The sequence below is a fragment of the Marinococcus luteus genome (assembly GCF_900106595.1).
Lineage (GTDB): Bacteria > Bacillota > Bacilli > Bacillales > Marinococcaceae > Marinococcus > Marinococcus luteus.
On sequence record NZ_FNNC01000001.1, the window covers coordinates 360,917 to 386,302 of the forward strand.

Sequence of the window (25,386 nt, forward strand, 5' to 3'; positions counted from 1 at the left end):
ATACTATGGCTGAAAAACAAGCATTGATAAAAGAATTATATCCTGAAGATTTATTAAATATTTCTAAAGAGTTAACTGAAGGAGAAGTTCAGGTTTTAAAACAACTTAATGATCTGCTGGAGGAAAAATACCGGGATTCAATTAATGATCACTGGGCTAATGCAACAGTGCCTGAAGACTTTTTTAATGATATGGGTAAATTGAATTATTTCAATAACCCTTTGCTGTTTGAAGGGCGGGAGGGCGAACGGACTGCGAGTCAGCTGTTTCAGTTTTTCATGTTATATACAGTGGCAAGGTTTGATGTTTCCTTAGTTACTTTGATGGGCGTGCATCAGGGTTTAGGACACAATGCGTTCCTGTTTGGTGGAAGTAAAGAACAAGTGGCGTACTATGTGCCGAAATTACAATCTCACGAACTGAGGACCTGCTTTGCTTTAACCGAACCTGAACACGGATCGGATGTAGCTGGAGGTTTAGCAACGACGGCTAAGCGTGAGGGAGATAAATGGGTAATAAACGGTGTGAAAAAATGGATAGGCGGCGCCACTCTTTCGGATGTCATACCAGTTTTTGCTACAGATGTGGAGACAGGTAAACCAAAGGGATTTATCATTAAGCCTGACCAGGATGGCGTAGATATAGATATCATTCAAAACAAAATCGCTTTAAGAATTGTCCCAAATGCCAATATTCACTTAAACAATGTTGTCGTACAAGAAGAAGAGAGGCTGCAAAATATTAACAGCTTCAAAGACATTGCGAAAGTGCTGTACTCAACACGTGCTGGTGTGGCCCATATGGCGACAGGAGCGATAGCCGGGACTTTGCGGGCAACTCTGGATTATGTGACCGAACGTAAACAATTCGGCAAAGAACTTAGTAAATACCAGTTGATTCAGGAGAAGCTGGCAATGATACAGGGTAACTTATCCCATGCAATGAGCCTGTCTGCACAACTCGCCCGGATGCAGGGGAACGGGGAGTATGACGAAGTGGCAACCTCAACCGCAAAAATGATGAATGCCTTAAGATTAAGGGAGTCTGTTGCAATGGGACGGGGCATTACAGGAGGCAACGGTATTCTTGCCGAATATGATATCGCGAGATTCTTCTCTGACGCTGAAGCCATTTACACCTACGAGGGAACTCATGAAATTAATGCCTTAGTTATTGGCAGAGCATTAACAGGGGACTCTGCATTTATCTGATTGCAGGGAGCGGCTAAATAAATTTCAGAAATATGGAGGTTATTTCATGACGATGAGAAAAGCAACCGTTTTAGGAGCGGGGTTAATGGGCAGCCAAATTGCTGCCCTTTTGGTAAATGCAGGTTTAAAAGTAAAGCTGCTGGACATGGCAGTTGATGAAAATGATCCAAACAAGATTTCAAAAAAATCCTATGATATGATTACCGATCCGAAACGGCCGCAATTATTTGATTTAGACTTCGCCTCTAATCTGACTTATGGCAATTTTGCAGAGGATTTATCTGGGCAGGATGACTCGGATATTTTCATTGAAGCTGTAAAAGAAGAAGTGGAAATAAAGCATAGCATTTGGGATCAGGTGAGACGTGTTGCTAAAGATGATGCTTTATTTGCAACAAATACTTCAGGGATTCCAATAAAGGCAATATCCCGGGTATTTGATGATACGGAGCAGAAAAGATTTTTCGGCATGCACTTCTTCAACCCGCCCCGGATCATGAAGCTGGTAGAAGTGATTCCTGGGCCTAATACATCTCCTGAAGTAACAAACAAAGTCCAGGCTTTTGCTGCAGATGTGTTGGGAAAAGGTGTCATCATAGCAAATGATGTGCCTGCATTTGTTGCTAACCGGATAGGGACACAGACAATGAATGATGTTATGTATCGTGCAGAGAAAACAGGCCTGTCCATTGCGGAGGTAGATGCACTCACGGGACGTGCTATCGGAAGGCCAGGCCTGGGAACGTATGGGCTTGTTGATCTGGTAGGGCTTGATATTGCGACAACCGTGATCAAGGGCCTGCAGCAGGATCCAGAAGAGCAGGAATTTTTCCATGAGACACGTACTGCAGGAAAACTGGTGGAAAACGGTGCGTTAGGGAGGAAAACCAAGCAGGGTTTTTATAAGAAAGACAAGAAATCACTGCTGGTTTTTGATCCTGAAAGCAATGAATATGTACAGCCGGAACAGCCTGATTTTGAGTTGCTGAACAGTTTCAGTAAAGACTTGAAATCAAATATGGACATCATCTACAACGCTGAAGATGAAGCGGGCAGGTTTTTATGGGAAACCCTTAGAAACAATTTCTACTATTGTGCGTTGAATGTGCCGAAAGCGGCAACGGACTTTAAAGATATAGACCGAGCCATGGTATGGGGATTCAACTGGAAAATAGGGCCTTTCCAGCTATGGGACCTGATGGGATTCGAACGCGTTAAGGAACGTATGCAGCGGGAGCTGGGGTCATTACCAGAATGGATAGAAAAACGCAGTACATCATTTTATGCTGAAGGTGAGTCGATTGAGCGTGTGACTCCTGTATCAGCGTTTACGGATAGCGAACTATGGAACAGGGAAGACTCCAGTCTTTCTGTTGCAAATAAAGACCAGCTGTTACTGAAGCTGCAAAGTACGAATAATATTATTACCGATGGCTTTGCTGATGATTTAATCGAGTCTATCGATCTTTTAGAAAATCAGGATTACTCGAGCATGGTAATCTACGCAGAAGGAAACAACTTCAGTGTGGGCGCCAATCTATATCTGATGAAAAAAGCACATGAAGAAAACACAGTGGAAGAGACCGTGGGGCCTGCAATTGAAAAACTGCACGAGAGTTTCAGCCGCCTTAAATATGCACTTAAGCCCGTCGTGACAGCCGTCCACGGAAAAGCTTTAGGTGGCGGTTGTGAATTGGTCCTTCATTCACCGATTGTAGTAGCTGCAAGTGAAACGTACATGGGACTTGTGGAAACAGGAGTAGGACTGCTTCCAAGCGGTGGAGGCCTTGCCGAAATGGCGGACCGGATTCTCGGAACGAACCATAAGCACAACGATAAACAGGAATCGATGACTAAAGTACTGACGAATGTAGGGTTCGCAAAAGTATCAACGAATGCTTATGAAGCGCTCAGGTATGGTTATCTAAGAGAAACCGACACCATTATATTGAATACAGAGAAAAGAGTGGAAATAGCATTAAAACGAGCACGGTTTGAAGTGGAGACAAATTATGTTCCCCAACCGAAATTGAACTATTTTGCTTTAGGAAGAGATTATAAAGCACTCGCTCAAGGCCAATTGGATGCCCAGCGTGCCGGAAACTTCATAAGTACTCATGATTATACAATCACTTTAAATGTTGCCGATATTTTATCCGGAGGAGACCTTCCGCGTAACACCTATATAGATCAAAGATATCTTCAAAAGCTTGAAAAACAAAAATTCTTAACGCTGTTACAAAACGAAAAAACGTATGATCGAATTACTCATATGCTGGCTACAGGCGAGCCTCTGCGAAATTAAAAATTGTGGTAGCAAGGAAAGGGTGAAAGTCAGTGCAAGATGCGTATATAGTAGCTTATGGGCGTTCTGCTTCAGCTAAAGGAAAGTTAAATGGTGCTATGGCTCACGAAAGACCTGATGAAGTTGCAGCACAGGTACTGAAAGGGGTGCTGGATCGGGTAGGTGGTCAATTCCATCCAAATATGGTACAGGACGTTATCGTTGGTAATGCTTTTCCTGAAGGCCTGCAGGGACAAAACATCGCACGTTCGATTGCATTGCTTGCCGGGATGTCGGAAGACGTTCCGGCCCAGACGGTGAACCGTTATTGTTCTTCAGGGCTTCAAACAATCGCGATGGCGGCTAATCAGATCGTGTCTGGCCAGGCAGATATTATAGCAGCCGGCGGGGTCGAGCTGATGAGTGCCGTTCCGATGGGGGGAAATGAGCCGGTCAACAGTCCAATACTCCAGGAGGAAGAGGCCGGAGTATCCTACCCAATGGGGCTGACGGCCGAGATGGTAGCCGAAAAATATAACGTTTCACGGGAAGATCAGGATGCTTATGCAGTGCAAAGTCATCAGCGTGCTAAAAATGCCCAGGATTCAAGAAAGTTCGATGACGAAATTATTCCCGTCAATGTAAGTAAGGTCACGTACAATAATGACGGCCCAGTAGTAACAAAAGATATATTTGATACGGACGAACTGGTGCGCCCTGATACCAATATGGAGGATTTAGCGAAGCTGCCTACTGTATTCAAAGCCGATGGGACAGTAACAGCCGGTTCATCTGCCCCGCTTACAGATGGCTCAGGTTTTGTAGTTGTAATGTCAGGAGACAAAGTTAAAGAATTAGGCGTCACACCTATTGCACGATTCGTGGGCTTTAAGGCAGCGGGTGTTGATCCAAAAATCATGGGGATTGGTCCGGCTTATGCAATTCCGGATGTGTTAAAATTAACTGACCTAACGGTTGATGATATGGATTTAATCGAACTAAATGAAGCATTTGCAGCACAAACGGTTGCCTCTATCAGAGAGACAGGCTTAGATATGACTAAAACGAATGTTAATGGAGGCGCCATCTCATTAGGCCACCCTCTCGGGGCATCAGGAGCAATGCTGACTGCAAAACTGCTTGCTGAAATGAAAAAAAGACCAGATTCCAAGTATGGCATGGTGACCATGTGCATTGGGGGAGGCATGGGGGCTGCGGGTATATTTGAATATATCAGATAGTTGACTCCGATATTTTAATGTGTCAGTTATCTTTGTCCGCCGGGCAGTAATCAGGTATCCATAAATATCCAGGGGGCTGTCCTATTTTTGGGACAGCCCCACTTTTGTTTTAAACAAAACTGCTGATAATCGTCTGTATGTTATTACAAGACTCCAGGGTGATTAATGTTCTATAAATCTATATTGCGCCTGATCGCTATTACACAAGTACATGGATTCCTGTCGAAATAAACTCAGAAAAAACTGCTTTATGGTCGTCTGTGCTGATAATTGCGATTGTGTTAATTGAATTTTTCGGTAAAATATGTAGATTTCGTGAAACCAATATGATAACTGATTTCTTCATAGACAATGGTACAGATCGTATACTACATACATTAGAAAATAGCAGTTCAAATACGTTCACAGCACACGTAACGTATGATCGAGTCTATCATGTCCTTCCTATAACTAACGCTATTTCATTCTTCCAACGTTGTTAATATTACAATTATTTCCATTTTCAAGGTTTTTGTGGCAAGTTGCAATTCAAAATAGCAATTTTTTCTAGGATCTTTCATTAAAATTTCATGAAGTGTAATAATTTCCATATTAAAAACATTATTATATGAGGATAGGTGTTTTGAACCCTGAGACCACTAAAAACGGTTAATTCATCCCCTAAGAAAAGCCGGCATTCTCCAGGAATGGATCGAACAATCATCCGTGGTTCTAGCTATTATGTTCCTTTTATTGGATGGTATCATGAAGGAGGCTGGGGGAGGAGAAAGGAGGTTTTCATGAATGAAAATTGGTGGTTTCTTGTAGAACTTGTGCTAAGCTTAGGACTGATTTTGAGTGGCGTCGCTCTGACTGTCACGCTGGCCCGAAGATGGTATATGAAGCGGAATGGTCACGAACGTTCCGAACGCTACGCGAATGATACGCATTGAAAGATAACCCTTTGGTTTTCCTTCCTGATGGTTCCCTTTTTGTTTATCATCAATCTGGAAAAGGTTCCCGGCCATCTCATCCTTCTTGTGGTCATTTTTCCTCTATTTTTGCTGTACATGGCTATCAGTACCTACTTATGGAAACAGGAGAGCGACAATAAAGACAATTATTTGTATGATTGGTGGAGCACGGGCGTAGGCGTTGTTTGGCTGCTGCTCGTCATGCTTGGTTATCAATGGTGGGGGATATAAAAGCTCTCATGGAAAACCATAATAAAAGCAGCATGTTCGTTTTTTTATGAATAAGCAGCAAATAAAAAAGATTAATTTTCGAATTCGGGGAAAGAAGTTTACTTTGTTAGGAGTAGGCATCTTTTTTTATCATTGGCATATCAAAAAGTACGCCTTTTGATAGACTTGATCGATTTTTACCTCCAGCATATTGCTTGCTCCAATATGTTACCGACGACTTTTGAAATCAACCAAATAGCGGGATGACGTTTTGGTACAACCATGACTATGGAGTATCAAGAGTACGGCTGTCGTGGTTCCACTCCCATTCAAAAAGGCTTCCTGGAAGGAACCAACAAGCCTTTCTCTTTTACTATTATAAGGAAATTTCTCTACGCGCTTGATCTAATAATGGTATCTGCAGGCAATAATACTAAGTTGCTGCTCATCCACGGTGTACACCAATCGATGTTCGATATCGATACGACGACTATAAAAGCCGGCTAAATTGCCTTTTAATTTCTCTGATTTCCCAATACCGTCCAACGCACCATCTCGTTCAATGCTTTTAATCAATTGATTAATGCGTTTCAACATTTTTTTATCTTTGGTTTGCCAATACTGATAATCCTGAAACGCATTATGAGTGAATAAGACATTCAATTTACTCATCGATATCGATGGTCGTGGTTTCTTGCTGGTTTAATTGGTTGATGGATTCCGATAGATGCTTGGCATTGCTCGGGTTGTTTAACAGATAGATGGTTTCGAGATATTGATTGTATTCGTCTTCCGAGATAAGGACAGCGTTATGTTCTTTGGTTGTGATGGTGACGGCTTCTTGGTCGTCGTTGACTTTATCAATCAATCCCTTAAAGTTCTTTCGCGCATTTGAGTAATTTATGACGGTCATCGTTATCAGCTCCTTCTTTTTTATTGTACAATTAAACGTACAATTTGTCGATGATACTCCTAAAGTATTACATAAGGAAATCAAGCCTTTCCTTAGTTGAAAATGAGCATACTTGACCTCGTTTAAATGAACGAGGTTTCAACATGATTTTTCTATAAAAATATTCGGTTTATTCGTCGATATATTACAAATTATGGGGTTTGTATTATACTGCATGCGTGTAAAAAGACCATAAATCAAGGAAGAATATAGAGGGGTGAATGCAATGAATGAAACGGGGGAGACGACAGAAGAATTAGGTAAAAAAATAAAAAACACTCTTATTATGTATTGGGCTCTTATCTTCGTAGGAGTGCTTTCTTATTACTTTTCATTTATTGAGTACGGATTTCTCATTACAGTGGGGATCACGTTCTTTTGCGGTCTGTTTGCCGTTTTGTTTGCAATTGCAATTAAAGATGTTATAGCAAGAGGTCGTTTATTGATAACATTAGGTGTTTTATTATCTTTTAGTTCTCTTATTTTTGTGGGTATTTTAGCTTTAATTGAGATTGTTATATTTGGTAAACGTTTTTAGGCGTGATGCGTATATATAAAACCCTTGATGATCGTTATCGGATCAGTCAAAGGTTGGTTTGTTTCTTAAAATCAATGCTTGAATGAATTAGAACTATTCGGAAATAGATAAGATAAAATTGGTTATGATAGAAAAAATTTTTACGGTATGCAGGTTGTTGGTTAGGCAGGAAATCGCCAGGTACTCCGATTCTTGCATAATGCCGTATAGATTATACGACTTGTTCTTCCCATAAGCGCAATTATGTAAATGACTAAGAGAAGCATGCATGCCTGGAGGAATATATGTATCCAGGTATTTTTTGTTCACTCCGTATTTTTCTTTTTTAATTGATGATCTATTATAATATAGACGAATATTCCTATTACTGCGGAGAACATGGGAACATTAGCAAGTTCTATATTAGAATTCGTCATATTGAATAGATATAACAAGGATAAAGCAATAGTTGCTACAGCATTGATCATCACCCATACCATCACAATATATTTTAGTACTTTTAATAGCTTCACTTTATCTTCTCCTTAATTATCCCTCTTTTTCTATGTTTCATTGCTCACAGAATCCCTTAGAGGTTCGGAGCGCCGAACTATTCCGCGTCTCGCTTCCTTTTCGCATAAATGGTCGAACGGGGAACGCCCGTCACCTTCACAATATCGTTCACGCTCATCTTATTCGTGGCACGGTTTTCGAATAGTTGAAGGGCCTGCTGAACAGCTTTATCCAATTGCCTGGGACGGCCCATGTGCTTCCCCTGCGCTTTCGCGCGTTCTCGTCCTTCTGTGGTGCGCTCCCGGATCAGATCGGCCTCAAACTGCGCAAAACTCCCCAGCACATTAAACAACAGCGTCTGCATGCTGTTGGTGTCCTCTCCGCATGAAACTCCATATTATCTTTCAAAAATAACACCGAGATACTTTCTGCAGCCAGTTCATGTACGATGTTGTTGAGGTCGATAATCGAACGGGCCAGGCGGTCAATTTTCGTCACCACTGGGTATCACCGGGGCGGGCGTACCGAATGGCCTCTCGCAGCTGCTCCCGTTCGGTGGTCGTTGTGCCTGCCACCTTTTCCGTAAAGATTCGATAGCAGCGGGCTTCTTCCAACAGCTGCTGCTGGGGACTGAAATCCTGGTGAAAGGTAAAAACGCGTCCGTAACCAATACGTTGAGTCATAGGTCTTTCTCCTAAGTGTCTAAAAGTTAAGGATTTTAAACAAAATTAAATTTAATGTTTTAATTATCTAAAAACTGTTGACGACTATTCAAAAAGTTGTATACTTGTATTACAACTTTTTGATAACGCTTACATAAGGAGGGCTTTTATTGACGGTTTTTGATTTGACTATTGATGTAGGGTTAATTTCATTATTGCTATTGCTTGGTGTCATATTACGCGCGAAAGTTCGGTTTATTCAAAGGTTCTTTATTCCTGCAAGTATGATAGCTGGGTTCCTGGCATTAGGCCTGGGCCCTAATGGATTGCAGATACTGCCATTTTCCAGCGCTATTGCGGATTATCCTGCCATTTTGATCGCGGTGATCTTCGGATCTATTCCGATAGGAGCCGGCCAGGTGAACTGGAACCAGGCTTTTCAACGTGTTCGAAATATGTGGGCCTATTCCATGTTTTTGACTCTTCTCATGTGGGGAGGAGGCGCATTCATTACATTGATTCTGATTCTGCAATTCTGGGACATACCAGCGGGATTCGGACTGGTGCTGGGCGCAGGGTTCCTAGGCGGACACGGGACGGCCGCGGCTATAGGCGAAGCTATGGGAAATATGGGATGGGAGGAAGCAAGTTCACTCGGATATACATCTGCGACCGTTGGGCTTGTCTGTGCGATCGTAGGCGGATTGTTAATCACCAAACAGTTTGCTAGAAAAAACCAGACCAACTTCATTTCCGATTTTGATGATTTGCCCCGTCAATTAAGAACAGGTCTTGTACAGCCTCATGAAAGGGAGTCGTCTGGAGACGATACGGTTTCTCCTAATACAGTGGATCCTTTATTCTTTCATTTGGCTATTATTGGTGTAGTCGTAGTCTTCAGTTATTTTCTGCAAAACAGCCTGCAGAGTGTCTTCCCTCAAATTAGTGTGCCTTTACTGAGTATCTCGTTTATTGTTGGTTTGCTCATTCAATATGTGCTGAAAAAACTGAAGGCTAACGAATATGTGGACAAACGTGTTATAGGTAGAATCAGTGGAACAGCTACTGATTTAACGGTAGCCTTTGGGATTGCTGCCATCAATCTCACAGTAGTCGCTGCCTACATGGGCCCTCTTATTATTTTGTTTATATTTGGCATCCTCTGGGCTTACGCTATTTTTCACTTTATTGCTCCAAGAGTTTTTCACCAGCACTGGCTGGAGAATGGAATATTTGGATGGGGCTGGAGTACAGGAACGGTGGCCATGGGAATTGCTTTATTAAAAATTGTGGATCCAAAAACGGAAAGCACGACACTGGACGACTATGCTTTGGGATATATAGGAATGGTACCAGTTGAGGTGGTCATTATTACTTTTGGTCCGTTACTGGTAATGTCAGGTTTGGGAGCGGTGTATGTTATCGCTCTACTAGGGAGCGCCGCTGCGTTATTTGTCATCGGCACGAAATTTAACTGGTTTGTTAACGCGGATACGGTCAAAGCCAGAAGAAAGATATCTTACGCTGATAAGGAGGGCAAATATTGAAAATCGAGAGAAAGAAAGTTTCTATGCAAGTATTTGATCACATTAAAAAAATGATCAAAGAAGAACAATTACGCCCAGGGGATCGTCTTCCTTCCGAGAGCCATTTCACAGAAATGTTTGGTGTGAGCCGCACTCCTGTACGGGAAGCACTAAGCGTTTTGGAAGCCAGTGGCTTAATAGCTTCCAAACAGGGGGGAGCGAGTATTATTCAGCCTACCTCTGTTTCCAACTTACTCGAAGAGACTCAGTACGAGTTTATTAACCCGGAAGATGTTATCAATTTGCTTGAGACAAGAATGATTGTTGAATCAGGGGCTGCGTACTATGCAGCGAAACGCAGAACAGCCAAAGAAGTACAAGATATTTACGAGGCTTTAAAACTTGTTTGTCTGGCGCAGCAACAGGAACAGATTGGCTATAAGGAAGATATTAACTTCCACCAGGCAATCGTTCGGGCCTCCCATAACCCTGTACTTATTCAGACGATGGAGAACGTTTCATTTCTTTACGAAAAAGCGGTGAAATATTCTCTATCTCAAAACATCGGCTGGGAGGAAAAGCAGAATCAGATCATAGAAGAGCATGAAATGATTTTCCAGGCTATTGAAATGCAAAATCCGGATCAGGCACAGGAAGTAATGAATAAACACTTGGCTGGGGCAAAGGAAAAATTGATCGCCGCCTTACCATTACAATTAACAAAGAGGAGTGAAAGCTAATGATAGAAAGAGAAATTTATTTTTATAGTGAAGGTTGTCGTTTAAAAGGAACACTGTATTTTCCGGAAGGTGCAAGCGCTGAGTTTCCGCGCCCGGCCATTATCCCGAATTCTGGATACCAGGGATTTAACGAATTTTATCCTAAAATGTTTGCTAAACAGCTGGTAGAAGCAGGATATATTTGTCTCGGGTTTGATTACCGGGGGTTTGCAGATAGTGAAGGGGAAAAAGGAAAAGTGCTTATTGAACAGCAGGTAGAAGACATAAGAAATGCTATCACGTTTCTCCAGCTTCAAGAAGAAGTGGACCATGAAAAGATCGGTTTAATTGGTTGGGGAATGGGGGCTGCAAATGTAGTTTTAGCCACGCAGGAAAATGAAAATGTTTCTGCCGTGGCTTCACTGAATGGGTTCTACCATGGAGAGCGTTGGCTGAAAACGATACATTCTTACACAAACTGGAGAAAAATATTGGAAGAAGTAAAAGCCGATCGTATCCATCGGGTAGTGGAAGGAAAATCGCAGTTGGCAGACCCTTTCATTCATTATCCCTTAGACCCTGCGACCAGTGATTATGTACAAAAAGAATTAAGCTCTGTCTATGGTTTCGGGCATCAGACTACCTTGCAGTTTACAGAATCCATCATCGGGCTGAATGCGGAAAAAGTGGTAGCAGATCTTGCACCAACACCGTTGTTTATAGGCCACGGCGTAGACAACCTGCTACATCCTTATGAAGAAGCATTATCACTTTATGAGCACGCGCAATCGCCAAAAAAGCTCTATACGATTCAGGGGCAGCATAATGACTTTATGTTTAGCGATCATCCGGTGTTTCTTCAATTAATGCATGAACTAGTTCAATTCTTTCAACAGGCTTTTCACGAACAGGAAGCGCCTCTTTATGAGGAAAAGCTTTCATGACAGTAAATCAAAAGCATCATCTGTTAGAAGGAGCTATGGAGCTGCATGCTCATTCTTCACCCAGTATTTTTCCCCGAAGACAAAACGATTGGGAATTAATCGAAGACGTGGTAAAAGCGAACATGCACGGGATTGTACTAAAAGCGCATGAAGGAGAAACTTACAGCCGGGCAGCTCTGTTGAAAGAAAAATACCCTTCTATTGATATTACCGGTGGCCTCGTATGCAATCTGTATACCGGAGGGGTTAATTCGTTCGCCGTGGATATGGCTTTGCGTATGGGAGCCAGAATTATTTGGATGCCTACGATTTCGGCTGCCCAGCACCAAAAATATTTCGCCCGGCACCATAAGCCAAACATTTTTAACAGCGAAAAGGCCCTGGATGATTCTCACCACGGTTTATCAGTGATCAATCGTCAGGGGAGCGTGAAAGATGAAGTAAAGCAGGTACTAGTGCTTATTGCAGAGCATGAGGCTGTGCTGGCCACAGGGCATTTGCACAGCAATGAAGTACTGCCGTTAATCGAAGAAGCAAAAAGACAGGGCATCGAGCGTTTATTAATCCAGCATGTCGATTTAGGCATATCCCCTTACACGCTGGAGGAGCAAAAGCATTTGGCTGGCTTGGGCTGTCTCCTGGAAAAATGCTATCTGGCGTGCAGTGAAGATTTCCATGATATTACTATTCAAGATATGGCTGCCTCCATTCAGCAGATTGGAGCAGAGCATTGTGCCCTGGTCACAGATTACGGCCAGGCTCATCATATACCTGTGGTAGATGCTTTGGGTCGTTTCATCGAACAATTAATGGAAGCAGGAATGACTGAAACGGAAATAATTTCAATGGTTCAAACCAACCCTAAAGCTCTTATCAGCTATGGAAGGGAGCGCATACATGGAAGCTAAGTGGATAGACGATTTAAAAAAAACATTAGGAAAAGACCACGTGCATACGGCCGTGGTGGATCGCCACAGTTACAGCTATGATGGATCTTTTGGGGAATATTTGCCCGAAGCTGTTGTGCAGGTGACTTCTGCCAGCCAAGTAAGTGGTGTCATGAAAATTGCTAATCACTACCGTGTACCTGTCACGCCACGAGGGCAGGGGACTTGCTTAAGCGGAGGACCCCTTCCTGTCCACGGGGGTATTGTGTTGGATACAAGTCAATGGCCTGCAAGCATCGAAGTATACGCAGACGATTTGATTGCGGAGGTATCCCCAGGGACCCTCACCTCAGCGATCCATCGGGAGGTGGAAGCTTACGGCCTGATGTATCCGCCAGATCCCAGCAGTGCGCATGTTTCGACTATAGGAGGAAATTTGGCGGAAAACTCCGGAGGTCCACGCGGATTAAAATATGGGGTGACTAAGGATTATGTCATTGGACTGGAAGTAGTCACCCCGGAAGGAGAAATTACGCGAACAGGCGGGCGTACGATTAAAAACGTCACCGGGTTAGACATCACAAAATTAATTGTGGGCTCTGAGGGAGTATTAGGTGTAATTACGTCCGCTACCCTAAAGCTCATTCCAAAGCCTAAAGCCGTTCAAACCATCATGGTGGCTTTTGCTTCCATGGAGATAGCCGGAAAGGCGATTTCCACCACTTTGACGTCAGGAATCCTTCCTTCAAAAATGGAATTTATTGATCACGCCTGCGTTCAGGCCGTAGAAGAATACGAACCATCGGGACTGCCTCAAAATGCGGAAGCCGTGTTAATTATCGAACTGGATGGTCATGAAGAAACGATCGAGAAGGAATTACAAGAAGTATTACTCATCATGAAGCAACTGGAAGCGACAGATATTCAAGTGCCGGAAACAGCTGAAGCCGCAGCGAGAATATGGAAAGCAAGGAAAATGGTATCACCGGCTATAGCGACGATTAAACCTACCAAGGTTTCGGAAGACGCAACGGTGCCCCGCAGTCAAATTCCTTTGATGATGAAAAAACTTAGCGATATACGTGAAAAGTATCAGATAAACTTAGTCGTGTTCGGCCACGCAGGTGATGGGAATCTCCATCCTAATATTCTATGTGACCAACGTGATCAAGAAGAAATGAAACGCGTCGAGAAAGCAGTAGAGGAAATTTTTCAGGCGGCCATTGATCTCGGGGGGACCTTATCCGGCGAACATGGAATAGGAACCATGAAATCACCGTTTCTGGAAAATGAAATTGGTATCACGGGAGTTGATTTAATGAAGCGCATTAAGCAAAGTTGGGATCCAAACAACATCATGAACCCCGGAAAAATCTTTGCAGAACCGGGACAAAAGCTGGCGTTAAGTCATGAATGAGCCCGAAACATTAAAAGATATGATGAACTATGAAAAAGCATTTGACTGCGTGCAATGTGGTTACTGCCTTCCGGCATGTCCCACGTACGAGACTATGGAAACAGAAACCCACTCCCCACGAGGACGTATTCAACTTATGAAGCTGGCGGCAGAAGGGAAAATATCTCTCCACGAATTAGAAGATCCAGTAGAAAAATGCCTTGGGTGCATGGCCTGCATGACCGTATGTCCAACAAATGTCCAGTACGATCAAATGCTCGAAGGTGCCAAACATGCCATTGAGGAAAATAAAGAGAAGCCAAAGCACCAGACGGCGATCGAAAAAGGCTTGTTTGAACATTTCGTTCCTTCATCCAAGATGATGCGCTCGGTGGGTAATTTAACATGGGTATACCAAAAAAGCGGCCTGCAAACTTTTGCCCAAAAACTTGGCATATTATCGAAAACGCCGTTGCACCTGGGAGAGTTCGCCAGTGTTTTACCGCCGATGCCCTCGCCTAAACAACGGGCTTCGCGCGAAAAGGTGCAGCCTGCCAAGCAGAAAGAAAAACTGCGTGTGGCCTTTTTTACAGGATGTGTTATGGACAGCGTGTTTTTTACCATAAATGAACAGTCAGTTGAATTATTAACCTTGGCAGGGGCTTCCGTGGTCATCCCGGAAGAGCAGACCTGCTGCGGGGCCTTACATGCCCATGCTGGCCGTCATGACGAAGCAGTAGCCCTGGCCAAGCAGAATATTCAAATGCTTGAAGACCTGAACGTCGACCGGGTTGTTAATAATGCTGGTGGCTGCGGCGCACAAATGATTCGGTATGATCATCTGTTTGAAGAAGGAAGTGACTGGCATCAGCGGGCGTTGGCTTTCGTGGAGAAAGTGGAAGATATTACGAAGGTGCTTGCCGAATTGGACGGGCTGCAGTTTACCAAGCCCCTGAATTACACGATTACCTACCAGCCCTCTTGTCATATGACCAACGTGCAGCGGATTACAAAAGAACCGAGGCAGTTGATGAATCAATTACCGGGGGTCTCGGTGAACGAAATGAACGATCCGGATTTTTGTTGCGGATCGGCCGGAATTTATAACATTGTACAATATGACGAATCGATGAAAATTCTCGATCGTAAAATGGGAGATGCCGAAGCCACGAATGCCCAAGTGATTGTCACCACCAATCCAGGATGCTTATTACAAATGAAGTACGGATCGGAACGGGCTTCCACCGGCCAACGGGCAGTTCATCTCATTGAACTATTGGCAGAAGCTCGACCAATAGCTAAATAAAAAATAAACAAAAACCGATTATTTTAAAGTGATTTGTGAAGGCAATCAGTTACTCCAAGCATTTCGATTCCGATGGAATCGAAATGCTTATTTTTTAAATAAAAGACTACTGATAAGCGTCATATGTAAAGAAATCATTACTGACTAAAGAGGCAGCAGAAAGCATTTACTGCAGTAATAGATGCAGTTCAAGATAAAAAACGATTTTAATACCAACCGGTACAGCGAGCCATGTAAAGAGGAGGTAAGGAAAATGAGTCTTAAACCAATATATGATGTAAAAAAAGCACTCCCACAGTCCAGAGAACGAGAATATTAAAGAACACTGGAGCCGGCCATTGATCATCGCTGTAATTTTCCACGATCGTGCTGCCCTCAAAGAAAAAAGTGAGGGGAAAACAATTATTGCTGTAAGGAAAAGATTGTTCAGCATGATTGCCAAAGAGAAGAATTACGAAATACTAAATAAAAACTAAGAAAGAGAGAACCATTGCGTTAGAAATGGCTCCTCTCTTTTTTTAATGTTAGTAAAGCGAGTTTCATCAAGACTAAGAACGCAGTGATTCGTAAATGATATCCTGAAAAGCCTGGAAGGAGCGGTGCTGTTCGCTTGCCGGGGAATAAACAAAGGAAATATCCACCCGGGCTTGGGTTGGCGGCACCGGCGTGCAGGCGATGTAATCATCCTGAAACGAACGCACGTATCGTTCTGACAGCAGGGCGATTCCCATCCCGGCCCGGACATGCCCCAATAATGATTCGAGGTTCGAAAAGGTGATTACCTGTTTCGGGATGAGGCCTTCCTGATGAATCATCTGCAGCAGGCGTTCGCGGAACATGCACCCTGGTTCCAGGACAAGAATAGTCTGCTGATGCACGTCCTGAAGACTCTCGAGCGGGAGCACCAGCGGGTTGGAAACGAGAGTAAGGGTTTCTGTGGAAAACACGTGCTGATGAAGGACAGGGTGACGCACAGGTCCGGTGACAAAGGCTCCCTGGCATTCATGCTGCAGCACCTGCTGGACCAATTCTTCCGTAATGCCGTAGCGCAGGGTCACATCGATGGATGGAAGGGCCTGATGAAGCGACGACATTAACGCTGGCAGGTGGGTTGCCGCCATGGAATTGATGGATCCGAGCACCAGGGGTTCATAGGGCAGTGATGAATGGGAAACCGTATCCTGTAAATGCTCCCATGAGGCAAGCATGTCCTCCACGGAGGCAAGCACGTAGGTTCCCTGCGGGGTGAGCGTGAGGCCTCTGGAATGCCGGTGGAAAAGAGGAACGCCGAGCTCGTGCTCCAGCCGTTGCAGGTGGCCGGTCACATTCGACTGCACATAGTTCCATTTGCTCGCGACCCTGGAGATGTTTTGCTCATGTGCCAGGGCACGAAACAGCTGTAGTGTCTGAATGTTCATAGCTCACCTCTTGATATCTGTTTTTATGATAGCTTCTATATCATTTTATCATTATTCATGATCGATTGGGTGATGTATTGTAGAACCTATCATAGTAAGAGGGAGCGAAGGAGCATGAATCATGAGGAAAGAATGTGCTGGATTCTTGCGGGTTTTCTGGGAGTTGGGATCGGCATCTGCTGGCCGTGGCTGTGGCAGGTGACACAGAAATTCCCGGGCTGGTGGACAGCGGCAGGGATGACGGCAGGTGGCGGAGAGATCGTAGTGCCTGTCTGCTCCTTTATCCTGGCGGCTCTGGCATTGGGCCGGCGGCCACTGGCTGCATACTGGGCCGCAGGAGTCGCGGTGCTCGGCACGATATACTTATCTGTGTTATGGGTTCTTCCAGGCGCGTTGAGCTGGACGGGATATGTGTTGTATCAGAAACGTCATAAGCTAAAAAGCAAGAAACGTTGGGAAGAGGAAACATACGATCAATAGGTTTTAGAAATAAAGGGGGGAGAACGAGCATGGCCTGGCTGTTAATAATACTATGCTTTACCGGAGGGGCGGCGCTCGCGTTCCAGGCCGGTGTGAACGGAGAAATCGGGAGTAAAATAGGGAGTTTGGAGGCGGCCTTTATCGCTTATTCTGTCGGGACCGTTTGCTTGTTCGTGAGCACGCTGGTGCAGGGAGGTCTCTCGTTTTCGTTGCCATCCTTCTCATTGTGGAAATGGACAGTGGGGGCACTCGGCGCTTTTTATATTGTCTGTATCATTCTGGCGGTGCCGAGGATCGGGGCATCAGCGGCAATTACCGCTGGCATTGCCGGACAATTGCTGCTCGGCATGCTTCTGGACCATTTTGGGGCCTTTGGCACGCCGGAAATTCCGATGGACGCCTCGCGCCTGGCAGCGATCGGGTTAATTGGAGCGGCACTGTATCTGTTTTATCATTGAAGAAATTTATCCGTTGGAACAGACAGCTATTCTGGTCTGATTGCTTCAAAGAATGTAGTACATAAAAAGGCCCCGAAGCGTTGGACGCTCGGGGCTACATAAGCTTATGCGTTAGATAGCATAAAGGGGCGTATATACTGGATAAATATATACATATTGGACCTTCCTTCCATTACATAAAGTCAAACATGGTTTTGCAATAAATTATGAATATTTTTATCGATCGTCCGGCGGCACAAACATACGGAGTTCATGCGGCAAGACGGCGGCGCTGAAAGGAAGCGGGCGTCCTTCGTCTCCGTCAATATTGACGATATGCTTCTCATCGGTATGTGCCTGCAGCGTGGTGGTAGTAAAGTATTCAATATCCTGGTGATGAGAAAGATTTCCCTGCAGCAGCTCCGGGATCATTTGGGCGACATTGGTTATCCCGAACTGCTTAACAATAAACACGTGGAAACACCCATCGTGTATTTCTGCCTGAGGAGCCAGCGACTCGATGCCTCCCACGGAGTTGGTTAAAGCGACGAGGGCAAGATAAACATCGCCCTCCCAGACGCCCTCATCGTGGGTGAGCGTCAGGGAAAACGGTGTATGGTTGCGGAAGACCCTGGTGCCTTCCATATGAAAATGGTTTCATAAAAACATAAAAAACCAGAAAAAGAGAAAATTCTCTTTTTCTGGCTGATGGCCTAGCTTTAACATCTATCCATTGCTGCCGTATATAAGGGAAGGAGTGGTGCTTTCCTAAAAGAACCAGAGTCATTTCTTAAGTAAATTACCCGGTGGGGAAAGCGGTAAAACGTGGGAGGGGCCACTCGTTTCAAAATGCCGGAGCCCGAAAGGGTTTCGGCATTTTTAAAGCCAATCGATCAAAAAGTGTGCGCGAAAGAGCGTGGTGGCTATGTTTGTTTCTGGTTCTTCCTGTGAAAGAAGAGGTTTACCACCTTCTGTAGAACAGGTAAAGGGGTATCATTAATCACAATAAGAAATACACCACCATAAATAAAGCACACTTACTCACAGAAAAATTGGCGCTGCAGGAAGGCTGTAATCAGGGGAAGGTGCCCCGCGGTGGTTTTTACCAAATTTATGATAGTGCGTGTGTTTCTTAGCAGAGGATTATTAGAAAAATAAGCAAGGAGTAAATAATATGTCTAACGAACGTCCGTTTACCATGGTCACGGGAGCTTCCTCAGGCTTAGGGCTGGAGCTGGCAAAATTGTTCGCCCAGGATGGATATGATATCGCGATTTCAGGGTCAAGCGATCGTATTTTTGAAGCGGCAGAGACTATCAAAAGCTACGGAGTGGAGGCATATCCCCACCAGGCGGATGCATCGACGTACGAGGGTGTTGAAGCATTTTGGGAGTTTGTAAAAAGTAAGGAAAGAGAGCTGGATGCGGCTGTTTTGAATGTCGGAGTCAGCATCGGCGGTTCTTTTTTAGAAAATGATTTGGAGGAAGAGCTGAAGCTAATAGACATTAATATTGCGGGGACGGTGCATATGGCGAAACGCGTCGTACAGGATATGGTTCCGAATAAAAAGGGAGATATCCTTATCGTTTCTTCTGTGTCTGCGACACTGCCGACCCCTTACGAAACAGTGTACGGTCCGTCAAAGGCATTTGGATTTATGTTTGCCGAATCCTTAAGAGAAGAGTTAAGAGACACAGGCGTCAATGTAACAGCCATGCTTCCTGGTGCTACAAATACGGATTTTCACCATAATGCGGGCATGGATTCTACGTACTTTGGCGATGAGCGAAACAAAAATGACAAAGAGTTAGTAGCACAGCAAGGGTATGAAGCGTTAAAAAATAAACTGGATCACGTGGTCTGTGGCGATGAAGCTACGAAGAAAGCAGCAGAAGACAACAGAACAACGCCTGAAGAGGTCAAAGCAGCGGAGCATGCGAAAAAAGCAAAGCCGCAGTGAAGAAAAAAAGCTTGGTGATTATTTATACCGGTCCTGGGAAAGAGCCTGGGTCCGGCTTTTTTATTGTTTCTCTCAATTGGTTTTCCTCCTTAATAACACTTTTAATATCTAAAATAAACCGAGTGAGAGTAAATTTTAGGTGTGTTTGAAGTATAGGAATATTTCTTTTAAACCATTAATACATACATATATATACTTAAAAAATATAAACAAAATTAAATATAAAAGAATTGACAATTAAAGCTTAAAATTGCAAACTACAACAAATATTATGATACAAAGTGGTTACAGGTGGAGGTATAAGAGTGTATACATATGAACCAATAAATTATCAGCATGACTTACCAATAAATATATTCACCCAGACTATTGAACGCTATCCCTATCACTGGCACGAGGATCCAGAATTATTATTTGTACTGGAAGGTTCGTTAGAAGTACGATTAAATGGAAAAAATTATAAGTTGAACGCCGGCGATTTGTTTTTTATTAATAGTAATGAACTGCACTTTCTTCATTCACTTGACCCAGGCAGAAGACCGCACATATTAGTATTGCAGATCAACAGTAATTATCTGAAACAAAAAAGCATCAATGTTAATAAAAAACGATTTTTCCTCGATACACCTTATTCATCTTCGGGTGAACGCGCTAAGATTCAACGCTTAAAACAGCTTTTAGCCTTCATTTTAGACCTGCTGATTAATAAAAAAGATAATCATGCTTTGAAAATTGAAAGTCTGCTTCTCGAAATAATAATTATACTAAAGGAAAATTTTGAATACTCAAATCAAAAACTTGATCAGCATCTACTCGACGATAACCGGCTGCTTGAAATAATGAAGTATATGAATGAACATTACAGTAGAAGTTCTTTGAGCCTTCAGGAAATAGCTGATGTTTTTTCTTTAAATTCGCAATATTTATCAAAGTACTTCAAACAGAGGGCGGGAACTTCTTTAAAAACAAAACTCGATACGATTCGAATGGATAAATCCCTATTTGTATTACAGACAACAACTAAAGCTGTAACAGAAATAGCGCTGGAGTTTGGCTTTCCCGATGCTAAATCTTATTACCGGGTATTCAAAGAACATATGCTTATGACTCCCGGCCAGTACCGTAAAAAATATCAGTTCAGCATAGATTATGATATACCAAAAAACTATTTGAGCATTAACAGCCGGGAATCATTGAAAAAGCTGTTTTCGTACATGGATATAAAAACGACGGAAGAGAAGACAGTGAACCCTGAGTTTAAAAGCATTGATTTTTCTGAACCTACTAAAATCATACATCATTCCTTTACATCTTTAGCTACCTTTGGTGATGCCACACAGGCTTTGCGAAAAGACTTTGTGGAGCAGCTTCACCAGCTTCAAAAGGATATAGGCTTTCGCTATGTACGATTTCACAACATCTTCTCGGACGAGCTGGAAGTATATAATGAAAGGCCTGATGGTTCCTGGTACGTTAATTTCTTTCATATTGAAGCACTGATTGATCAATTTCTGGCAAATAACATAAAACCATTTTTAGAAATAGGATTTATGCCAAAGAAGCTTGCCAATAGCTCACACACTATTTTTGAAGGAAAAGCAACGGTCTCGCCCCCCAAATCAATGGAGCGGTGGCTGGACCTGCTGGAATCTTTTATCAGGCATCTATTCAACCGTTACGGCTCCGAAGAAGTAAAAAGCTGGTATTTTGAATTCTGGAATGAGCCAGAAGTTGATTATTTCTGGCCTGGTTCAAAGGAAAAATTTTTTTCCTTTTATGCTCAAAGCTACCAACGTATTAAAGCGATCGATCCCGAACTTTGTGTTGGCGGTTTCGGTACTGTTGGCTTTGGCGGGAACAGCTCCTGGCTAAACGATTTTCATGAATACGCAGTTAAGGAAAATGTGGGTATCGACTTTTTTTCGTTTCACGTGTACAACCTGATGAATAACAAGAAGAGCGATACAGCTGATCCCTCTAAAAAAACGGGCAATGGCAGTAAGGTTACAGAATATCTGAGTAAGATAACAATGATTGGAGATGAAACTAACTTTACCCGCTCAGTAGATAATATAATTAATCACACAAAAAGCTTAAGTACAATGGATCAGGAAAAATGGATCACAGAATGGAATGCAAATAGTGACCACGGTGACCCGCTTCATGACACCTGCTATATGTCAGCCTTCATTGTCAAAAATGTCGTACATAATTTCCAAAAAATACGTGGGATGGGGTACTGGACCTTTACAGATATTTTCCGGGAATTTAGTAAAGAGCCGGCTTTATATCACGGTGGATTTGGATTAATGACATATAATGGTATAAAAAAAGCCAGCTATCATGCTCTTGCTTTTTTAAGTAAATTGGGAGAGGAACTTGTAACCATAAAAGAAAACATGATCGTGACAAGGTCGGCCGACAAGTTTCAGATCCTTCTGTGGAACTACAGTCATCCGAACCGTTTATACAGATCGTTTGACTATTCCCAGTTAACTGCCACCAGTCGTTATAACGTTTTTGATAACAGCAGCGTGCAGTCCCTGCAGTTACATTTAAGCGGGCTGCAGGGAAACTACCGAATGAAAAAGCATTTTGTTAATCAAAAACACGGATCTTCCTACGACGCATGGGTGGAACTTGGGGCGCCAGAGATTATTGACCAGGAACTGAAAAGGTACCTTCAGTCAAAAGCAGAGCCCGGGCTCCGAACCGATTATTTTAAGGCAGAAGATTCTCCTGTACTTCAAACCACACTCGACGCTCATGAAATTCAATTGATTGAGCTTACAAAGGATCACAAAAAATGGAACGAAAATTGAATATGTTTTAATTTTGCCAATACTAATTGAATAAAAGGTTAATTTTTGGAAAAGCATTCCTCTTCAAATGGGAATGTTTTTTTTATTTATTCTTTATATACTAATTGCAGTTAAGACATAGATAAAAATGTCAGCGCTTACAATCAGGGGGGAGGGTTCATAATCATGGACCGGTCAACATTTAAAAAGGCAGTAAAAGAACAAAAACAAGATGCCAAAAGGAAAGTTAAAGCATTAAGGGAAGAGAAAAAGAAACGAAAACCGCTTACCAGAGAAGAAAAGAAAAATCTTCGAAAAGAGGATAAAACTAAATTAAAGCAATGGAAGCAGGATATTAAAAATACCGAGGACAAAAAGGAAAAAAAAGCGAAAAAGAAAGGCTACAAAAAATACAAGAAAATCAGGCGGCGTCCGTACATACTAATGTCGTTATTACTGGTTATTCTATTGATAGGAGGCACCTTTCTCAACTGGTATTTAAGCGCTACAGCGCCATTAACCGATGAACAGGCAGGAGCAGCGGAGGAATCAAGGGAGGTCGCAGAGCAGATGATGGAGGAAAGCATTGTCATGCTGAAAAATGATGATATTCTTCCGCTCGAAGATAAAAAGGTAAACGTATTTGGTACTGGTTCAGCGCGGCCGGTATTCAGCGGGGGAGGCGCCGGGTCTATCGATGACACGAAGGCTGACGGACTGTTTAAAGCGTTGGACGACGAAGGCATAAGCTACAATTCCACTCTTTATAATGTCTATAACAACTATGAAAAAGAAGAAGTAGCTTCCACAGAAGATTTCGAGCCTTCGGATCCGTCACTCCTTCAGACCCTTCTTCCAAACGCGGTTGGCTTTTTGCCGTATAACCCGGAAGAAATGCCTGTTTCAGAGCTTCCTGATGACACCCTTGAGGAAGCAGTAAACTATTCGGATACAGCCATTTATACCATTTCAAGAGTAGGTTCTGAAGCGGTAGACTTGTCAATCGAAGACACACAGCTAAGAAAAGAAGAGGAAGAAACGATTGCAGCATTAAATGAAAACTTTGAGCATGTCATTATTCTGGCAAACACGTTTAATGCCTTTGAATTTGGGTTTATTGAGGAATACGAAAATATTGACGCCCTTCTCTGGGTGGGGGGACCAGGGCAGTACGGAACGCATGCGATTGCCCGGGTATTAAATGGAGAAACCTCTCCGTCGGGAAAACTTCCGGATACTTACGCTTATAATGTTGAAAGCAACCCTGCCATTGAAAATACGGGGGACTTTGAATATGTAAACGAAAATGGGGAGGAGACCGGCCGTCATTTTGTTAACAACGAGGAAGGTATTTACGTAGGCTACCGGTACTATGAAACCTTTCTGACAGATGAAGAATATGAAGAAACTACTCAATTTCCATTCGGCTACGGGCTTTCCTATACAGAGTTTGATTGGAACGTTGAAGAAACAAACTTTACAGATAACGAGATTTCTTTTGATGTCAATGTTACGAATACAGGTGATGCTGCCGGCAAAGACGTCGTTCAGGTCTATTTTTCTCCTCCATACAGCGAAGGGGGCCTGGAAAAGGCTGATACGGAACTGGGAGGATATGCGAAAACCTCCGAATTGGATCCAGGGGAATCAGAAGTGGTGACTGTCAGTTTCCCGGTAAAGGACATGGCTGCCTACGATCAGGAGAATGAAGAAGCCTGGGTGTTGGAGGAAGGGGATTATGAGCTGAACGTTTCTTCTCATATCCGGGATATCAAAGAGTCTTCCACATACACAGTGGAAGAAACCGCTGTTTACAATGAAGACGGGGCAACTGGCACTCCAATTCAAAACCGGTTTGAAGACGCTGAAGGTGATTTAACGTATTTATCCCGGGCGAATCCGGAGGAAACCTATCCTGAGTCTCCTGCGGAAGACGACTTATTAATTCCGGACATTGTGGAGGAAACCGCTGATTACGAGCATGAATCAACGACGGAGGACACTCCTCCGACGGATGTAGATAATGATATTATGCTGGAGGATCTTCAGGGACTGGATTATAATGATCCTCTTTGGGAGGACTTTCTGGATCAATTTACCGCTGAAGAAATGATTAAATTAGCAGGTGATGGCGGCTACTGGTCTGTTCCTGTTGAACGATTAGGCATTCCGGAAACATCTATGTACGATGGGCCTTCGACGATTAAAAACTTCTTTGATTCATGGTCCTCGGTGGCTTTTCCGGCGGGCATAAATGTGGGAAGTACATGGAACAAATCATTAGTTGAAAATATGGGTGAGTCCATGGGGCAGGAAGCCAATGCTTATGATGTGGAAGCTGTTTATGCCCCGGCACTTAATATGCACCGCACACCTCTGGGAGGCAGAAACTTCGAATATTACTCGGAAGATCCGCATCTTGTCGGTGAAACAGGGGCTGCCTACATTAGAGGCTTGGAGAGCACTGATACGACCGCTGTCATGAAGCATTTTGTTGGAAACGACCAGGAAACGAACCGGGCGAATAACGGCCTGTATGTATGGTCGAATGAGCAGGCTTTACGGGAAATTTATCTTCAGCCATTTGAAACCGCGGTGAAGGAAGGGGAGCCTCACGGAGCGATGTCCTCCTTTACAAGAGTAGGTCCTACATGGTCCGGCGGCAGTGACGAATTGCTGACTGGAGTACTGCGTGAGGAATGGGGTTTTGAAGGCTTCGTTATCACCGATGCGGGCATAGGACCGCAGGGTGAACACTTTGACCCGCTGCAGGCGATCCATGCTGGAAATGATATGATGCTTGCTTTTCCGATTAACCTGCCTACGGCAAATAAATTCGAAGAAGAACTGGCAGAGCACCTGGAAGAAGATGAAACAGAAACAGTGGCAGGGCTGAGAAAAGCAGTGCACAACATCTGCTACTACATTCTTCAAACAAATGAAATGAAAAAAGATGACGAATGATACGA

The 25,386-nt window shown here is 43.4% G+C and carries 25 protein-coding genes; 18 read left to right on the plus strand and 7 right to left on the minus strand.

What is annotated here, in order from left to right:
• Positions 1 to 5: 5 nt before the first annotated feature.
• The 5 genes from fadE to BLV22_RS14775 all read left to right on the plus strand — a co-directional run bounded on the left by fadE (position 6) and on the right by BLV22_RS14775 (position 5,920).
• On the plus strand, positions 6 to 1,211 hold the full coding sequence (fadE, locus tag BLV22_RS01700; RefSeq protein ID WP_091610513.1) for an acyl-CoA dehydrogenase FadE: 1,206 nt from the start codon (positions 6 to 8) through the stop codon (positions 1,209 to 1,211).
• A gap of 46 nt (positions 1,212 to 1,257) precedes the next feature.
• Positions 1,258 to 3,516 (plus strand): 3-hydroxyacyl-CoA dehydrogenase/crotonase FadB, encoded by a 2,259-nt coding sequence (fadB, locus tag BLV22_RS01705; RefSeq protein WP_091610515.1) that lies wholly within the window; start codon positions 1,258 to 1,260, stop codon positions 3,514 to 3,516.
• Between the two features lie 32 nt (positions 3,517 to 3,548).
• On the plus strand, positions 3,549 to 4,736 hold the full coding sequence (locus BLV22_RS01710) for a thiolase family protein (protein WP_091610516.1): 1,188 nt from the start codon (positions 3,549 to 3,551) through the stop codon (positions 4,734 to 4,736).
• Positions 4,737 to 5,515: 779 nt separating this feature from the next.
• Positions 5,516 to 5,668, plus strand: a complete 153-nt coding sequence (locus BLV22_RS14900; RefSeq protein ID WP_176967592.1) for a hypothetical protein — start codon at positions 5,516 to 5,518, stop codon at positions 5,666 to 5,668.
• A gap of 39 nt (positions 5,669 to 5,707) precedes the next feature.
• On the plus strand, positions 5,708 to 5,920 hold the full coding sequence (locus BLV22_RS14775) for a hypothetical protein (RefSeq protein ID WP_143030940.1): 213 nt from the start codon (positions 5,708 to 5,710) through the stop codon (positions 5,918 to 5,920).
• A gap of 384 nt (positions 5,921 to 6,304) precedes the next feature.
• Here the strand turns inward: BLV22_RS14775 and BLV22_RS01720 are convergent, their stop codons facing one another.
• Both BLV22_RS01720 and BLV22_RS01725 read right to left on the minus strand, forming a co-directional pair.
• On the minus strand, positions 6,305 to 6,571 hold the full coding sequence (locus BLV22_RS01720) for a Txe/YoeB family addiction module toxin (protein WP_091610519.1): 267 nt from the start codon (positions 6,569 to 6,571) through the stop codon (positions 6,305 to 6,307).
• Positions 6,564 to 6,812, minus strand: coding sequence for a type II toxin-antitoxin system Phd/YefM family antitoxin (locus tag BLV22_RS01725; protein ID WP_091610521.1), 249 nt, complete (start codon positions 6,810 to 6,812; stop codon positions 6,564 to 6,566). The genes BLV22_RS01720 and BLV22_RS01725 overlap by 8 nt, the downstream gene beginning before the upstream one ends.
• A 265-nt stretch (positions 6,813 to 7,077) precedes the next feature.
• Between BLV22_RS01725 and BLV22_RS01730 the strand changes: the two genes are divergently transcribed.
• Entirely contained in the window at positions 7,078 to 7,389 is a 312-nt protein-coding gene (locus tag BLV22_RS01730) for a hypothetical protein (protein ID WP_091610523.1), read from the plus strand.
• A 589-nt stretch (positions 7,390 to 7,978) separates the two neighbouring features.
• On the opposite strand, the gene BLV22_RS15225 is transcribed toward BLV22_RS01730, so the two are convergent.
• From BLV22_RS15225 to BLV22_RS15235, 3 genes are read right to left on the minus strand one after another with little or no spacing between them, the layout of a single operon-like run.
• On the minus strand, positions 7,979 to 8,245 hold the full coding sequence (locus BLV22_RS15225; RefSeq protein WP_281241089.1) for a recombinase family protein: 267 nt from the start codon (positions 8,243 to 8,245) through the stop codon (positions 7,979 to 7,981).
• On the minus strand, positions 8,188 to 8,382 hold the full coding sequence (locus BLV22_RS15230) for a recombinase family protein (protein ID WP_342706658.1): 195 nt from the start codon (positions 8,380 to 8,382) through the stop codon (positions 8,188 to 8,190). The genes BLV22_RS15225 and BLV22_RS15230 overlap by 58 nt, the downstream gene beginning before the upstream one ends.
• Entirely contained in the window at positions 8,376 to 8,564 is a 189-nt protein-coding gene (locus BLV22_RS15235; protein WP_281241090.1) for a recombinase family protein, read from the minus strand. Before BLV22_RS15235 ends, BLV22_RS15230 begins: the two co-directional genes overlap by 7 nt.
• A 149-nt stretch (positions 8,565 to 8,713) precedes the next feature.
• Between BLV22_RS15235 and BLV22_RS01745 the strand changes: the two genes are divergently transcribed.
• From BLV22_RS01745 to BLV22_RS14905, 7 genes are all read left to right on the plus strand, one after another.
• The gene (locus BLV22_RS01745; RefSeq protein WP_091610526.1) at positions 8,714 to 10,090 is read left to right on the plus strand and encodes a sodium/glutamate symporter; all 1,377 of its coding nucleotides are present in this window, start codon (positions 8,714 to 8,716) and stop codon (positions 10,088 to 10,090) included.
• A complete protein-coding gene (locus tag BLV22_RS01750) occupies positions 10,087 to 10,809 on the plus strand; it encodes a FadR/GntR family transcriptional regulator (RefSeq protein WP_091610527.1) in 723 nt (240 codons plus the stop codon). The genes BLV22_RS01745 and BLV22_RS01750 overlap by 4 nt, the downstream gene beginning before the upstream one ends.
• Positions 10,809 to 11,732: an alpha/beta hydrolase gene (locus tag BLV22_RS01755; protein WP_091610529.1), complete on the plus strand. Its 924-nt coding sequence runs from the start codon at positions 10,809 to 10,811 to the stop codon at positions 11,730 to 11,732. Before BLV22_RS01750 ends, BLV22_RS01755 begins: the two co-directional genes overlap by 1 nt.
• The gene (locus tag BLV22_RS01760; RefSeq protein WP_091610531.1) at positions 11,729 to 12,640 is read left to right on the plus strand and encodes a DUF6282 family protein; all 912 of its coding nucleotides are present in this window, start codon (positions 11,729 to 11,731) and stop codon (positions 12,638 to 12,640) included. The genes BLV22_RS01755 and BLV22_RS01760 overlap by 4 nt, the downstream gene beginning before the upstream one ends.
• Positions 12,630 to 14,036 carry an FAD-binding oxidoreductase gene (locus BLV22_RS01765; protein ID WP_091610532.1) on the plus strand — a complete coding sequence of 469 codons (1,407 nt, stop codon included), beginning with the start codon at positions 12,630 to 12,632 and terminating at the stop codon, positions 14,034 to 14,036. The genes BLV22_RS01760 and BLV22_RS01765 overlap by 11 nt, the downstream gene beginning before the upstream one ends.
• Positions 14,029 to 15,321 carry a (Fe-S)-binding protein gene (locus tag BLV22_RS01770; RefSeq protein ID WP_091610534.1) on the plus strand — a complete coding sequence of 431 codons (1,293 nt, stop codon included), beginning with the start codon at positions 14,029 to 14,031 and terminating at the stop codon, positions 15,319 to 15,321. Before BLV22_RS01765 ends, BLV22_RS01770 begins: the two co-directional genes overlap by 8 nt.
• A gap of 338 nt (positions 15,322 to 15,659) precedes the next feature.
• Positions 15,660 to 15,797 (plus strand): hypothetical protein, encoded by a 138-nt coding sequence (locus tag BLV22_RS14905; RefSeq protein ID WP_176967593.1) that lies wholly within the window; start codon positions 15,660 to 15,662, stop codon positions 15,795 to 15,797.
• 72 nt (positions 15,798 to 15,869) lie between these two features.
• Here the strand turns inward: BLV22_RS14905 and BLV22_RS01775 are convergent, their stop codons facing one another.
• Positions 15,870 to 16,739, minus strand: a complete 870-nt coding sequence (locus tag BLV22_RS01775; RefSeq protein ID WP_091610536.1) for a LysR family transcriptional regulator — start codon at positions 16,737 to 16,739, stop codon at positions 15,870 to 15,872.
• Between the two features lie 114 nt (positions 16,740 to 16,853).
• Between BLV22_RS01775 and BLV22_RS01780 the strand changes: the two genes are divergently transcribed.
• Positions 16,854 to 17,219: a hypothetical protein gene (locus tag BLV22_RS01780; RefSeq protein WP_091610537.1), complete on the plus strand. Its 366-nt coding sequence runs from the start codon at positions 16,854 to 16,856 to the stop codon at positions 17,217 to 17,219.
• Between the two features lie 29 nt (positions 17,220 to 17,248).
• A complete protein-coding gene (locus tag BLV22_RS01785; RefSeq protein ID WP_091610539.1) occupies positions 17,249 to 17,677 on the plus strand; it encodes a DMT family transporter in 429 nt (142 codons plus the stop codon).
• A gap of 216 nt (positions 17,678 to 17,893) precedes the next feature.
• On the opposite strand, the gene BLV22_RS01790 is transcribed toward BLV22_RS01785, so the two are convergent.
• Entirely contained in the window at positions 17,894 to 18,301 is a 408-nt protein-coding gene (locus tag BLV22_RS01790) for a diacylglycerol/lipid kinase family protein (protein ID WP_091610540.1), read from the minus strand.
• Between the two features lie 529 nt (positions 18,302 to 18,830).
• Here BLV22_RS01790 and BLV22_RS01795 point away from each other — a divergent pair.
• The 3 genes from BLV22_RS01795 to BLV22_RS01805 all read left to right on the plus strand — a co-directional run bounded on the left by BLV22_RS01795 (position 18,831) and on the right by BLV22_RS01805 (position 25,381).
• Positions 18,831 to 19,616, plus strand: a complete 786-nt coding sequence (locus tag BLV22_RS01795) for an SDR family NAD(P)-dependent oxidoreductase (protein ID WP_176967594.1) — start codon at positions 18,831 to 18,833, stop codon at positions 19,614 to 19,616.
• A 305-nt stretch (positions 19,617 to 19,921) separates the two neighbouring features.
• Positions 19,922 to 22,438: a GH39 family glycosyl hydrolase gene (locus tag BLV22_RS01800; protein WP_176967595.1), complete on the plus strand. Its 2,517-nt coding sequence runs from the start codon at positions 19,922 to 19,924 to the stop codon at positions 22,436 to 22,438.
• A 165-nt stretch (positions 22,439 to 22,603) separates the two neighbouring features.
• A complete protein-coding gene (locus BLV22_RS01805) occupies positions 22,604 to 25,381 on the plus strand; it encodes a beta-glucosidase (protein WP_091610543.1) in 2,778 nt (925 codons plus the stop codon).
• Positions 25,382 to 25,386 lie beyond the last annotated feature (5 nt).